We start from the raw sequence: 12,887 nt of genomic DNA, 5'->3' as shown, positions 1-12,887 counted from the left end.
TTATGTCGAATACCAACCAGAACGCGATGCCCGAGTCTTCGCTGACCTTGCCCGGCATGCTGGCTGACGTGGTCAGCCGCTTTGCCGGTCGCGCGGCGATTGTCGAAAACGGCAAATCCATCAGCTATGCCCAGCTGCAGCAGCTGAGCCGCCTGGCCGCACGTGCCTTGATGAGTCTGGGCGTGCAGGCTGGCGATCGTGTGGCTCTGTGGGCACCGAATCTCAGCGAGTGGATCGTTGCCGCCTGCGGTGTGCATGCTGCGGGCGGCGTGCTGGTGCCCTTGAACACCCGCATGAAGGGCGCCGAGGCTGCCGATATTCTCGAGCGCAGCCGTGCCAGGGTGCTGGTGTGCGTGGGCGACTTTCTGAACAACTACTACCCGGATCTGCTGAACGGCCTGCGTCCTGTCACATTGCAGCAGGTGGTGGTACTCGGTGACAAGGTGCTGCCCAGCGCGGATATGAACTGGGCGCAGTTCATGGCCAGGGCCGATGACACGACTGCCGAAGCCCAGCAGCAGCGTGAAGCCCGGATCAAGCCTGACGATACGGCCGATCTGATGTTCACTTCCGGCACCACGGGACGCCCCAAGGGAGTGATGTGCGCGCACCGCCCGACGATCCTGGCTTTCAAGGCCTGGTCGGATGTGGTGGGTTTGACCGAAGGCAGCCGATACCTGATCGTCAATCCGTTCTTTCACACCTTTGGCTACAAGGCCGGCTGGGTGGCAGCCTTGCTGCAGGGCTCTACCGTCTATCCCGAGCAGGTATTTGATGCGCAAGCGATCTTGCATCGCATCGAGAGCGACCGTATCAGCTTTCTGCCCGGGCCGCCCACTCTGTTTCTGTCCATGCTGGCGCATCCGGGGCTCAAGAATTTCGATCTGAGTTCGCTGAAGTCCTCCGTGACCGGTGCTTCCACGGTACCTCCCATTCTCATCAAGCGCATGCGCGAGGAGCTGGGCATCGTGAATGTCACCACGGCCTACGGCCTGACGGAGTGCGGTGGCTGTGCCACGCTCTGCGAGCCCTCCGACAATGTGGAAACCGTGGCCAATACCTGTGGCAAGGCCCTGCCGGGGACCGAGGTGCGCTGTGTGGATGAGCAAGGGCAGCCTGTTGCCCCAGGTGAAGCGGGGGAGGTGCTGCTGCGCGGCTACCACATCATGCAGGGCTACTTCGAGGATGAGAAGGCCACGGCAGAAACCATTGATGCCGATGGCTGGTTGCATACAGGCGATGTGGGAGTGCTTGACGAGCGCGGCTATCTGCGTATTACCGACCGCCTCAAGGATATGTTCATCGTGGGCGGCTTCAACTGCTACCCAGCAGAAATCGAGCGCATGCTGTCCAACCACCCCGATGTGGCACAGGTTGCCGTGGTCGGGGTGGCCGACGAGCGCATGGGCGAGGTAGGCTGTGCCTGCGTGGTGACACGCAACGGCGTGACACTGGACCAGGAGGCCTTCATCGCCTGGTGCCGCGCCAATATGGCCAACTACAAGGTACCGCGCTTTGTCCTCCAGCTCGATGGCCTGCCCGTCAACGCATCCAACAAGGTGCAAAAGCGCGATCTGCTGCAGATCGTCAAGGGCAGGCTTGAGTCTGTACCTCAGCCTGCCTGAACAGGGCTATCTGAAAAAGCCATACGGTTTTCGAAAACCGGCTCAAAATCGTGGCTATAATTCAAGTCTGCTCTGTAAGGCGAACGGCTTTGCAGAAATGCGGGAATAGCTCAGTTGGTAGAGCGATACCTTGCCAAGGTATAGGTCGACGGTTCGAACCCGTTTTCCCGCTCCAGATTTTGAAAAGGGAAGCAAAAGCTTCCCTTTTTTATTGCTTTGGTCGCATGGCTGATGCAATACTTCTCGCTGGCGCCCTGCGCCGGTTGTGAAGTGGGCCCCGATGGTGAAATTGGTAGACACTGCAGACTTAAAATCTGCCGCTTTTAACGAAGCGTACCGGTTCGATTCCGGTTCGGGGCACCAGAATTGAAAAGCCTGCTATATCTTGTGTAGCGGGCTTTTTTATTTGTGACTTGAGTAGCCGTTGCTGCCCGCAGTCTTGCTGAAGGTGGGAAAATTCACTCACTGCGATGCCGTAGGGCTGTGGGCGTCAAGGCTTGGCCAAGGCGCTTGGAAAAGTCCTGGCTTCGATGCAATATGGCTTGCAGTTCTGTCATGCTGACGAGGCCTGCACTCCCAGAGAAAAAAGATGTCTAGTTACAACGCTGCTTTTGAAATTCATGTCCACGGACAGGTTCTGCTCCGTGCTGATGTTACGTATGAGCAGCTGCAAGATGCATTGCGTCCCTTGTGGGCCTATGCTGGTGCGCGCTCATTGACCGACGGCGAGGGAAGTCTCTATGAAGAAGAGCCCGGCATTCAGTTCGACGCCAAGGAGCATCTGCTGCAGATGTGCTGGACCGTGCGTGGTGACGATGATTTTCGTCAGTCCCTGGACGATATGTGCATGGGCCTGAACGAGCTGGCCGAGCAGGGCTCGCCCATCGAGGTGACCTTCTATGACACCGAGTTCGACGAGGAAGAGGCTCCTGCCGAGGCCCAGAGTCGCGATGACTTCCTGATGCTGTTTGTCGGTCCCAATCCCGCAGCCATCATGCAGGTGCAGCGCGATCTGCTGGTGCAGGATGTCATCAACATGATGGAGCGTCACTTTGACGGTGCAGAGCTCGGCGGAGTGGTGCAGGAGATCGACAAGCTGTTCTCGCAGCGCTTCGAAGCCCTGGTCAGCTCGCTGGAGCTGGGCAAGCCGCCGCGTGGTGGATCGGGGGGCTCGGCCTCCGGTCATGGCGGCAATCGCCGCCCGCGCCATCTGCATTGATTCCTTCGATCATCTGCTGTCAAAGCCCTCTGTGCTGCAGTCCCGAGACTGTGGCAGAGGGCTTGTCTTTTGTCATGAAGCCCATTCCTACACCCAAGTATTCAGGAGCCGTGACCCAGCAGTTGCGCAAGGACAGGGCTGCGCGCGCCAGCATGGGCGAAGAAGGGGTGAATGCATCCATGCCTCTGGCATTGCCCTATCTCTCGGGCTACGCGCCATCGCTGCAGAATCAGGTGCGCGACTGGCTGCTCGCGGGCAGGGCCGCTGACTGGCTGCTGCGCAAATATCCGCAGGCCCACGCGGTTCGCACGGACGGGGCGCTCTATGACTATGTCGATGCGCTCAAGGCGCAATATCTGCGCAATGCAGGGCAGTTGCACAAGGTGGCCTACGACAGCAAGATTCATGTGGTGCGCAATGCCCTGGGTCTGCATACGCGGCGTGCGATTGCGCATGGCGGCAGGCTCAATGCTCGGCACGAGATTCATGTGGCGGCCATGTTCAAGCAGGCGCCAGATGCCTTTTTGCGCATGATTTGCGTGCATGAGCTCGCGCATATCCGCATCATGGATCACGACAAGGCTTTTTATCAGTTATGCACGCATATGGAGCCTGATTACCATCAGTTGGAGTTCGATGTGCGTTTTTATCTCAGTTATCTGGATCAGGGCGGCGAGCTGCTCTGGAGCTGATGGCGCAGATCAGGCGGGGGTGGGCACTGCGCTGGGCGAGCACACGTTGACGGCCAGGCTGCAGCCTTCGGGTAGCTCCAGCCAACGCTGGGCTGCGGCTTGCATGGCCGTCAGGCGGCCGGTCGTCATGAGCTGAATCTGATCGGCCTGGGCCAGCTGCAGCGATCCATCGGTCTCGGCTCCCAGCAGATTGCGCTGCTCCAGCATGCGCCGGGTCTGGCGTGCCACGGGGGCACCCGTGTCCAGGAGCTGAATATCGGGCCCCAGCAGGGCACGCAAATCATCCTTGACGAACACATAGTGGGTGCAGCCCAGCACCAGCGTATCCATCTGTCCTGTCTTAAGGCCGAAACTCCCTAAAGCGCTTGTGTACTTTGCGCACAGCGCTCTGATTTCCGTGGCGCTTGCATCCTCGGGCAATGCCTGCTCCGTGCTTTGCTCGATCGCCCTGGCCAGGCCGTCGCAGGCTTGGAGGTGAAACTCGGCGCGTTGCCCATGCTCCGACACCAGGCGTGCCACACGCTGGCTGGAGATGGTGCCCCGGGTGGCCATCACTCCCACATGATGGGTCTGGCTGGAAAAAGAGGCAGGTTTGATAGCCGGTTCCACGCCAATGACGGGCAGTTGCGGCAGGCGTTCGCGCAACAGTTCCACGGCCGCAGCGGTGGCAGTATTGCAGGCAATCACGAGAATCTTGATGTCGTGCTGCTCCAGCAGGTATTTCGCAATGGCTAGGCTGCGCTCCTGCACAAACGCATCGCCGCGTGCATCGCCATAGGGTGCATTGCCGCTGTCGGCCAGATAGACAAACTGCTCGTGCGGCAGCTCATGGCGCAGTGCCTGCAGCACGCTGAGGCCGCCCACACCGCTATCAAAAATACCGATGGGGGAGTGAGGAGTGGGCATGGTGCAAGAGGTAGGTGGAGGCGATGGTGCGGCCGTCAGTATGCGCCGCTTTGGGTGCCGGCGGCGCCTCCAGGGCTATGGTTTATCAGGGATTCGGGCTGTCCTGGTCTGCAGGCAAGCCGCAGACCGGGCAGAAATTATCACCATGACCGACTTTATGCCCGGCCGGGCAGTGGCGGATCTTGAGCATGGCAGGCAGGTTCCAGCTCGAGAAGAAGATGCAAAACGCCATGCCGTAGAAGATCATCCAGTGGCCCGAGAACACGCGCAAGCCGTGCTGCTGCTCGGCCATGCCTCCCGCAATGCCGAGAAAAAAGTTGGCAAAAGCGTAAATGAAGACCGCATAGGCAGTGTTGCGCATCCAGGAGGGGCAGCCTGCGAGCACCTTCTTCCAGGAAAACTGCAGGCGATTGCCGTTGTTGATGCGCTGAGCAATCAGTGCCGCAGGCATCCAGACGGCAAAAATCCCGATGGTCATGGCGCTTGTGAATGTCTCCAGGACATCTTGAGGTAAGTGTGTTTCAAGTACATCGATCTGCCCTGCAAATGCTGCCAAATGTGTGATTGCACTGAGTGCAAAGCCCATTCCGGAAATCAGCATCAGTGGTGGCAGAAGAATTTGCATGGCGGCTTGAGAAGAAAAAAGGAGCTGAAAGCGCTTATTTACTGATGGTTTCAGCATTAAATAAGATGTTTTTCTATTGTGGCACAGCGGTCAGTGCTCATCTTTTTTGCTGTGAGGCCGCCAGACGAATGCTGTCCACAAGCCTGCCAAAGTAGCTTTTGCGCATGGACAGCGAAGCGGGCAATGGGGCAGATGGCAGGCTGTCGTAGCCATCTTCATCAATGCAGAATTCGAAAAACAGGTAGTCAACTTCGGGTAGCTTGAGCTGATGGCGGCAGGCGTGGCGGCCCGAGCCCCGTTTTTTTTCGGCCATGGTCTGCATGCTGATATTGCTTCCCAGGATCGCCGTGTAGGCCATGGGCAGGGTGGCTGCCAGGTTGAGCCAGAGCATGAAAGCCATGAAAGCGGTGCATAGCAAGGCCATCAGCCAGCGCTTGATGGGGCCGTAGCTGAGCCAGGGGCCTGCGGGTTGCCAAAGTCCCAGCCTATGGAGTCGTCGCAACCAGATGCCGGCTGCTGCGGTAAATGCCAGCGCCAGATACAGCGCGATCAGTTGCCAATGCGCATCGGGTATGAAGCTGCGCCAGAAAATGGGGGCGAGTGCGCCCATCATCACCGCCATGAAAGCGACGATCAGCCATTTCTGTGGATTGGAGGTTTCAGGTTTCCAGAGCCAGTTCATGCTTGTTGCATCTGTTGGGGTGCTGTCGGTAGTTTGATCTGAGCCAGGCTCAAAGAGTTTTTCGCATACGCGCGTTGCTCAGGGCAATGCCACGTACGACAGGGGTTTGACGGCGCTGTAGCTCAAAGCCGAAATGTGCGAAGAAAGCCTGGGCATTGAGACTGACATCGGCGGTCAGCTCAGGCAGGCCGTTTTGCCGTGCTGCTAGTTCGATATGTGCAAGCAGCAATCGGCCCACGCCTTGGCGCGCGTATTGCGGAGCTACAAAAAAGTGGTCGATATAGCCATTGGTCTGCAGATCGGCATAACCCATGGGTAAGTCATTGGCGCAGACGGCGACAAAAGGCTTGAGTGCCTGGATGCGCTGGCGCCACTCCATCCAGTCGGGATGTTGGGGCGCCCAGGCGTCAAGCTGCGCCTGGCTGTAGTGATTCACTGCCAGCTGATGAACAGCACCGTGAAACACCTGCCATAGCGCGATTTCATCTCCGGGACGATAGCTGCGTACATGCATGGGTTGGCAGATTGATTGAGTTTGGCAAAAATGTTTTGCAGCAGCAGAGGTATGACATCGGTGCAGCGCGCAAGGGCGGCTGTGGAAGCACTTCTTTATCTGCATGCAACCCGCTGTTTTGATGAATTTTCTGTCATCAATTAAGGATGAACGGTGGTCTAAAGTCTGTGAAATGCTCAGGTTTTTATAGCGGAAAAAATAACGTCAACCTCTAGAATGATCCGCCCATGCCCTTGATATACCTCATCCTCCTACCTTTTGCAGGCAGCCTTCTGGCTGCTTTATTGCCGGCGAATGCGCGCAATACTGAATCAACACTCGCGGGTGTCATTGCGCTGATATGCGCAATTCAGGTAGGGATGCTGTTCCCGGAAATGGCCGATGGAGCGGTGCTCAGGCAGGAGATTTCCTGGCTGCCGGCGCTGGGGCTGAATCTGGTGATCCGCATGGACGGGTTCGCCTGGCTGTTCTCCATGCTGGTCTTCGGCATTGGTGCGCTGGTGGTGCTTTACGCGCGCTACTACATGTCGCCCACTGATCCTGTACCGCGCTTTTTCTCGTTTTTTCTGGCCTTCATGGGGGCCATGGCGGGGGTGGTGCTCTCGGGAAACATCATTCAACTGGTATTTTTCTGGGAACTGACCAGTCTTTTTTCGTTCCTGCTGATCGGCTACTGGTATCACCGCAAGGATGCGCGCCGGGGGGCACGCATGGCTTTGACGGTCACGGGAACGGGCGGGCTGGCCATGCTGGTGGGCATGCTGGTACTGGGTCATATCGTAGGCAGCTATGACCTCGACAACGTGCTGGCGGCAGGGCAGCAGATTCGCGATAGTCACCTCTATCTGTTGGCATTGGTGCTGATTTTGCTTGGTGCACTAACGAAAAGTGCCCAATTTCCATTTCAGTTCTGGCTGCCAAACGCCATGGCGGCTCCCACGCCCGTGTCGGCCTATCTGCACTCGGCCACCATGGTCAAGGCCGGCGTGTTTCTGCTGGCACGGCTGTGGCCGGTGCTGGCAGACACCGATGCATGGTTCTGGCTGGTTGGTGGAGCCGGCGCCATGACGCTGCTGATTGGCGGTTATTGCGCGATGTTCCAGCATGATCTCAAGGGTTTGCTGGCTTATTCAACGATCTCGCATCTGGGGCTGATTACCTTGCTGCTGGGCCTGAACAGCAAGCTGGCTGCCGTGGCGGCAGTGTTTCACATCATGAACCATGCGACCTTCAAGGCTTCGCTGTTCATGGCGGCGGGCATTGTGGACCATGAAAGCGGCACGCGTGACATCCGGCGCCTGTCGGGTCTGCGCTTCATGATGCCGATCACGGCCACGCTGGCCTGTGTGGCCAGTGCCGCCATGGCCGGTGTGCCCTTGCTCAACGGCTTCATCTCCAAGGAGATGTTCTTTGCCGAGACCGTCTATCTGGATGCCGCACCCTGGGTCAAGACTGTGCTGCCCGTGGTTGCGACCGTGGCGGGCATGTTCAGCGTGGCCTATTCGCTGCGCTTTACGTTCGATGTCTTTTTTGGGCCCCAGGCAAACGATCTCCCTCACGAGCCGCACGAGCCGCCGCACTGGATGCGTGTACCGGTGGAGCTGCTCGTGCTGGCTTGCCTGATCGTCGGCATTTTCCCGGCCTGGGCGGTGGGCGGTTTTCTGGCTGTCGCTGCAACTCCAGTCGTAGGAGGTGACTTGCCGCAGTACAGCCTGGCCATCTGGCATGGCTGGAATATGCCGCTCATCATGAGTCTGGTGGCGCTGGCCGGTGGTATCTTGCTCTACACCATGCTGCGCTGGCAGCGCACGGTCGGACACTTTGATACGACGCCCGTGCTGGGCCGTGTCAGCGGTCGCAGGATTTTTGAGAATCTGCTGGCTCGCATCACCTGGCTGGGCCGGGCGGGGCGCCGCAATCTGTCCACGCGCCGCCTGCAGTGGCAGATGCTGTGGCTGGTCTGCGTTGCTCTTGTGGCGGCAGCATTGCCAATGTGGCTATGGGGCATGAAGCTGGGCAATCGCGGCACTTTGCCCGTGTCTTCGGCTTTTGTCCTGCTCTGGGCAATTGGCTGCCTGTGTGCGCTGGGCACGGCCTGGAAAGCCAAGTACCACCGGATGACCGCATTGATCATGCTCGGCGGCACGGGCCTGTGCACGGTGCTGACCTTCCTCTGGTTCTCGGCCCCCGATCTGGCTCTGACTCAACTGGTGGTGGAAGTCGCCACCACGGTGCTGATCCTGCTGGGGCTGCGCTGGCTGCCCAAGCGGGACAAGAATATGCGCACGGCCGATAACGCCGATGCCAGGGCCAAGGCACGCCGCCTGCGCGATCTGGTGCTGTCGCTGATTGCCGGCGGCGGCATGGCCTGGCTGGCATTTGCCATGATGAGCCGGCCTTTCTATGAAAGCACCTCCACCTTCTTCCTCGAAAACGCGCTGGGCGGCGGTGGCGGCACCAATGTGGTCAATGTGATGCTGGTGGACTTCCGCGGCTTCGACACCTTTGGCGAAATCGTGGTGCTGGGCATTGTGGCCATCGTCATCTATGCGCTGCTGCGCCGCTTCCGTCCGGCACGCGAGGCCATGGACATCCCGGAGCAGCAGCGTTATGTGCCTGGCGATTTGCAGACCGACCTGCTCAACCCGCGCAATGCCAGCGATACAGCCGTGGGCTACCTGATGGTGCCAGCCGTGCTGGTGCGACTGCTGCTGCCGTTTGCGACGCTGGTGGCGGCCTATATCTTTGTGCGCGGCCATAACCAGCCCGGCGGCGGGTTTGTGGCGGGGCTGGTGTTTTCGGTCGCCTTGCTGATGCAATACATCATCTCGGGCACGCACTGGGTGGAGGCGCATCTGCCGCTGTATCCGCGTCGCTGGATTGCCGCGGGCCTGCTTTTTGCACTGGGCACGGGCCTGGGGTCGGTGGCCGTTGGCTACCCCTTCCTGACCAGCCACAGCTTTGACTTTTCGCTGCCATTGGTGGGGCATGTGCATCTCGCCAGCGCCACCTTCTTCGATATTGGCGTGTTTGCGCTGGTGGTGGGCTCCACCATGCTGATCCTGACGGCGATAGCCCACCAATCGGTGCGCGGACACCGCTTTCATGCGCGCTTGCTGGAAGAGCAGGAACAAGAGGCCAAGAAGGCCGAGGCCGAGGTGCAGGCAGCCACAGCTGCAGCACTGGCAAGGGGAGGTATGTAATGGAAATCGTTCTGGCCATTGCCATCGGTGTGCTCACCGGCTCGGGCGTCTGGCTGCTGCTGCGCCCGCGTAGCTACCAGGTCATCATGGGGCTGGCGCTGCTGTCCTATGCCGTCAATCTGTTCATCTTCTCCATGGGGCGTCAGGGCCTGTCGATCAACAAGGTGCCGGTGCTGCAAAACGGTGTACCGACCGATTTGTCGCACTATGCAGACCCCATGCCTCAGGCCCTGGTGCTGACCGCCATCGTCATCGGCTTTGCCATGACGGCGCTGTTCCTGGTCGTGCTGCTGGCATCGCGCGGCGCTTCTGGAAACGACCATGTGGATGGCGTGCACTCGCGTACCGAACAGGAAATGCTATGACCGGGTGGATTGAGCATCTGATGCCGCACCTGATGCTGGCTCCCATCATGCTGCCCATGCTGACGGCAGCGCTGATGCTGTTTTTGCGTGAAGAGCGTCAGCGCCTGAAGCTGGGCATGAACATCCTGTCCACCACGATCAGTCTGGTGATCGTGGTCATGCTGCTGGGCTGGACCAACCAGGCGGGCTCTGCCGTCACCATGTCGGTCTATATGCCCGGCAACTGGCCGGCGCCCTTTGGCATCGCGCTGGCGCTGGACAGGCTGACTGCTCTGATGCTGCTGGTCACCTATGTGGTGGCACTGGCTGCGCTGGTGTTTTCCGCTGCGCGCTGGCACAAGGCCGGGGTGCACTTCCACCCCTTGTTCCAGCTGCAGCTGATGGGGCTCAGCGGTGCCTTCATCACGGCCGATCTGTTCAATCTGTTTGTGTTCTTCGAGATCATGCTGGCAGCCTCTTACGGTTTGCTGCTGCATGGTTCCGGCAGCACGCGCATTCAGGCCGGTCTTCACTATATCGCCATCAATCTGGCCGCGTCTTCGCTGTTCCTGATCGGCGTGTCCATGCTCTACGGCATTACCGGAACGCTCAATATGGCCGATCTGGCCCGCGCCATTCCGCAAGTGCAGGACGCCGACCGCGGCCTGCTGCATGCGGCTGCAGGCGTGCTGGGAACGGCATTTTTGATCAAGGCAGCGCTGTGGCCGCTGAATTTCTGGCTGGTGCCTGGCTACAGTGCGGCGACTGCGCCGGTGGGCGCCTTGTTTGCGCTCATGACCAAGGTGGGGGTCTATGTCATCTTGCGCCTGTGGACCTTGCTGTTCAGCTCGGAAGCCGGGGCATCTGCCCTGTTTGGCAGTACCTGGCTGATCGTGGGCGGCATGCTGACCATGGCCTTTGGTGCGATAGGCATGTTGGGCTCGCAACGGCTGACCCATCTGGCGGGCTTCGCTGCCATTCTTTCGTCCGGCACCCTGCTGGCCGCAACGGGCTTTGGCCAGAATCTGCTGACAGCCGGCCTGCTGTATTACCTGCCGGGCTCCACGCTGGCCGTGGCGGCCCTGTTCCTGATCGCCGATGTGGTGGACCGCTGGCGCGTGGATGATGACGCGGGCGAGCCCTATGAGGACGATGAAGCGCCATTCCTCAATGCAGAGCTGTTGCCCACCGAAGGCTTCAATCTCGACGATGATGAAGAGCTCATGATCGGCCGGGCCTTCCCGGCAGCGGCGGCTTTTCTGGGTCTGAGCTTCATGGCCTGCACCTTGCTGATCTCGGGCCTGCCGCCTCTGTCCGGCTTTCTCGGCAAATTCGCCATGCTGACCAGCCTGCTCAACCCGCTGGGCATGGGGACATCCAGTGGTGTGAAGGCCGGTCCGCTGGGCTGGAGCATGGTGGCCTTGCTCATCATCACCGGTCTGATGGCGTTGGTGGCACTCACGCGCGCCGGCATCCGACATTTCTGGGCCAATCCGGAGCAGAGCGCGCCATCACTCAAGGTGGCGGAAGGCCTGCCCATCGTTGCACTGCTGCTGTGCTGTGTGGTGTTGACGGTCAAGGCCGATGATGTGATGCGCTATACCCAGCGAGCGGCCAATGCACTGCATTCGCCCGATGTCTATGTGCGTACCGTCCTGGGTCTTGCTCCGGTACCTGCGCCCAAGGAGAAGAAGGCTCAGGAGGCTGCGGGTCCCGAGGCGGCGGCACGTGCTGCAGCACTGGAAATGCAGGCAGAGCCCGTCCCCGGTATCGGCGATGAAAGCGAAGCTGCACAGGAGGCTGCTACCCAGACCGCAGCCTCGGCTCAGAAAGAGGAGGGCCGCCCATGAAGAACATCATGAAATCCATCTTCCCGGCACCGCTGCTGTCGGTAGCTCTGCTGGTGCTGTGGCTGTTGCTCAACCGCTCGGTCAGTGCCGGCCAGATCTTGCTGGGCCTGATCCTGGGCCTGCTGATCCCCGTGCTGCTGCGCGGCCTGCGCCCCTTGCCGGTGCGGGTCAGCCACCCGCTGAGCATTCTCAAGCTGGCATTCCGTGTGGTCTGCGACACCTCGGTCTCCAATTTCAATGTGGTGCGTTTTCTGCTGCTGCCGCGCATGCGCAAGCACCCGGCGGCCTTTGTCCATATTCCGCTCGAGCTGCGCGATCCCAACGGGCTGGCAGTACTGGCCATGATCGTCTGCCTGACGCCGGGCACGTCCTGGGCCGAAATTTCGCGTGACCGCTCCATGCTGCTGCTGCATGCGCTGGAGGTGGAGGATGCCAAGCAGCTGGCCGACTTTGTGAAGTCCCGCTACGAGAGCCTGCTGATGGAGATTTTTGAATGAATCCCTGGTTTTATTGGGTGCTGATGGCATCTCTGGTCATGCTGCTGGCGGCCATGGGCTGCTCGGTGCTGCGCCTGCTCAAGGGGCCGCATGCGCAAGATCGCGTGCTGGCGCTGGACTGCATGTATCTCAACGGCATGCTGGCCATGCTGGTCATGGGCATTCTGTATGACAGCACCAACTATTTCGAGGCGGCCTTGCTGGTGGCTCTGTTCGGCTGCGTCGGCTCCACGGCCATGGCCAAGTTCCTGTTGCGCGGCGAGGTGATCGAATGAGTACCGAGGTCATTGGCGTGGATCTGCCGCTGTGGGCCCAGATTCTGGTGGCGGCCCTGGTCTTCGGTGGTTCGCTGATTGCTCTCATGGGCTCCGTAGGACTGCTGCGGCTCAAAAGCTATTTCGAGCGCGTGCATGCGCCCTCCATCATCGCCACCATGGGCTGCTGGCTCATCATGCATGCCACCTGGATCTACTTTTCCGTCAGCGGCCAGGGCTTTGTCATGCACTCGGTGCTGATTGCCATCTTCATTGCCGTGACCGTGCCCATCACCACCATCTTCCTCATGCGCGCAGCGCTGTTTCGCTCGCGCCGGGCAGGAGAGAGCGTACCGCCCACGCTCAGCAACCTGGTGCGCAACGAACCCCTGGACGAAGAAGAGGCCGCCGAGGCCGACGAAAAGCCGGTGGCGAACAAAGTCTGAAATCCTTGGAGTCCAAGCCCTTCAGGGCGG

The 12,887-nt window shown here is 59.9% G+C and carries 13 protein-coding genes and 2 tRNA genes; 11 read left to right on the top strand and 4 right to left on the bottom strand.

All coding sequences use genetic code 11. The features are described from left to right. Nucleotides 1-2: 2 nt before the first annotated feature. The 5 genes from FSY45_RS14535 to FSY45_RS14515 all read left to right on the top strand — a co-directional run bounded on the left by FSY45_RS14535 (nucleotide 3) and on the right by FSY45_RS14515 (nucleotide 3,536). Nucleotides 3-1,625, top strand: a complete 1,623-nt coding sequence (locus FSY45_RS14535; RefSeq protein WP_046461377.1) for a FadD3 family acyl-CoA ligase — start codon at nucleotides 3-5, stop codon at nucleotides 1,623-1,625. Between the two features lie 99 nt (nucleotides 1,626-1,724). Then, a tRNA-Gly gene (locus tag FSY45_RS14530) sits at nucleotides 1,725-1,800 on the top strand. A 99-nt stretch (nucleotides 1,801-1,899) separates the two neighbouring features. Beyond that, nucleotides 1,900-1,988, top strand: a tRNA-Leu gene (locus FSY45_RS14525). A 226-nt stretch (nucleotides 1,989-2,214) separates the two neighbouring features. Then, the gene (locus tag FSY45_RS14520) at nucleotides 2,215-2,844 is read left to right on the top strand and encodes a DUF6806 family protein (protein ID WP_003061017.1); all 630 of its coding nucleotides are present in this window, start codon (nucleotides 2,215-2,217) and stop codon (nucleotides 2,842-2,844) included. A 74-nt stretch (nucleotides 2,845-2,918) separates the two neighbouring features. Then, complete coding sequence (locus FSY45_RS14515; RefSeq protein ID WP_003061019.1) at nucleotides 2,919-3,536, top strand: M48 family metallopeptidase; 618 nt, start codon at nucleotides 2,919-2,921, stop codon at nucleotides 3,534-3,536. A gap of 9 nt (nucleotides 3,537-3,545) precedes the next feature. On the opposite strand, the gene murI is transcribed toward FSY45_RS14515, so the two are convergent. From murI to FSY45_RS14495, 4 genes are all read right to left on the bottom strand, one after another. Further along, nucleotides 3,546-4,442 carry a glutamate racemase gene (murI, locus tag FSY45_RS14510; RefSeq protein WP_012837546.1) on the bottom strand — a complete coding sequence of 299 codons (897 nt, stop codon included), beginning with the start codon at nucleotides 4,440-4,442 and terminating at the stop codon, nucleotides 3,546-3,548. Nucleotides 4,443-4,527: 85 nt separating this feature from the next. Further along, nucleotides 4,528-5,124, bottom strand: a complete 597-nt coding sequence (locus FSY45_RS14505; RefSeq protein WP_223305666.1) for a hypothetical protein — start codon at nucleotides 5,122-5,124, stop codon at nucleotides 4,528-4,530. 40 nt (nucleotides 5,125-5,164) lie between these two features. Beyond that, entirely contained in the window at nucleotides 5,165-5,749 is a 585-nt protein-coding gene (locus FSY45_RS14500; protein WP_046461378.1) for a hypothetical protein, read from the bottom strand. 49 nt (nucleotides 5,750-5,798) lie between these two features. Then, nucleotides 5,799-6,263 (bottom strand): GNAT family N-acetyltransferase, encoded by a 465-nt coding sequence (locus tag FSY45_RS14495; RefSeq protein ID WP_046461379.1) that lies wholly within the window; start codon nucleotides 6,261-6,263, stop codon nucleotides 5,799-5,801. Between the two features lie 227 nt (nucleotides 6,264-6,490). Between FSY45_RS14495 and FSY45_RS14490 the strand changes: the two genes are divergently transcribed. From FSY45_RS14490 to mnhG, 6 genes are read left to right on the top strand one after another with little or no spacing between them, the layout of a single operon-like run. Next, nucleotides 6,491-9,466, top strand: a complete 2,976-nt coding sequence (locus tag FSY45_RS14490) for a monovalent cation/H+ antiporter subunit A (protein ID WP_034361100.1) — start codon at nucleotides 6,491-6,493, stop codon at nucleotides 9,464-9,466. Then, a complete protein-coding gene (locus FSY45_RS14485; RefSeq protein WP_003061035.1) occupies nucleotides 9,466-9,831 on the top strand; it encodes a Na+/H+ antiporter subunit C in 366 nt (121 codons plus the stop codon). The genes FSY45_RS14490 and FSY45_RS14485 overlap by 1 nt, the downstream gene beginning before the upstream one ends. Further along, nucleotides 9,828-11,660 carry a monovalent cation/H+ antiporter subunit D gene (locus tag FSY45_RS14480; RefSeq protein ID WP_003061037.1) on the top strand — a complete coding sequence of 611 codons (1,833 nt, stop codon included), beginning with the start codon at nucleotides 9,828-9,830 and terminating at the stop codon, nucleotides 11,658-11,660. The genes FSY45_RS14485 and FSY45_RS14480 overlap by 4 nt, the downstream gene beginning before the upstream one ends. Beyond that, nucleotides 11,657-12,157: a Na+/H+ antiporter subunit E gene (locus FSY45_RS14475; RefSeq protein ID WP_003061039.1), complete on the top strand. Its 501-nt coding sequence runs from the start codon at nucleotides 11,657-11,659 to the stop codon at nucleotides 12,155-12,157. Before FSY45_RS14480 ends, FSY45_RS14475 begins: the two co-directional genes overlap by 4 nt. After that, nucleotides 12,154-12,432, top strand: a complete 279-nt coding sequence (locus tag FSY45_RS14470; RefSeq protein ID WP_003057255.1) for a K+/H+ antiporter subunit F — start codon at nucleotides 12,154-12,156, stop codon at nucleotides 12,430-12,432. The genes FSY45_RS14475 and FSY45_RS14470 overlap by 4 nt, the downstream gene beginning before the upstream one ends. Further along, nucleotides 12,429-12,857 carry a monovalent cation/H(+) antiporter subunit G gene (gene mnhG, locus FSY45_RS14465; RefSeq protein ID WP_012837551.1) on the top strand — a complete coding sequence of 143 codons (429 nt, stop codon included), beginning with the start codon at nucleotides 12,429-12,431 and terminating at the stop codon, nucleotides 12,855-12,857. The genes FSY45_RS14470 and mnhG overlap by 4 nt, the downstream gene beginning before the upstream one ends. Nucleotides 12,858-12,887: the final 30 nt, after the last annotated feature.

The sequence above is a fragment of the Comamonas sp. Z1 genome (assembly GCF_008121555.1).
GTDB lineage: Bacteria > Pseudomonadota > Gammaproteobacteria > Burkholderiales > Burkholderiaceae_C > Comamonas > Comamonas thiooxydans.
The sequence above is the reverse complement of the archived record's forward strand: the minus strand, read 5'-3'. Positions and strand labels throughout refer to the sequence as shown.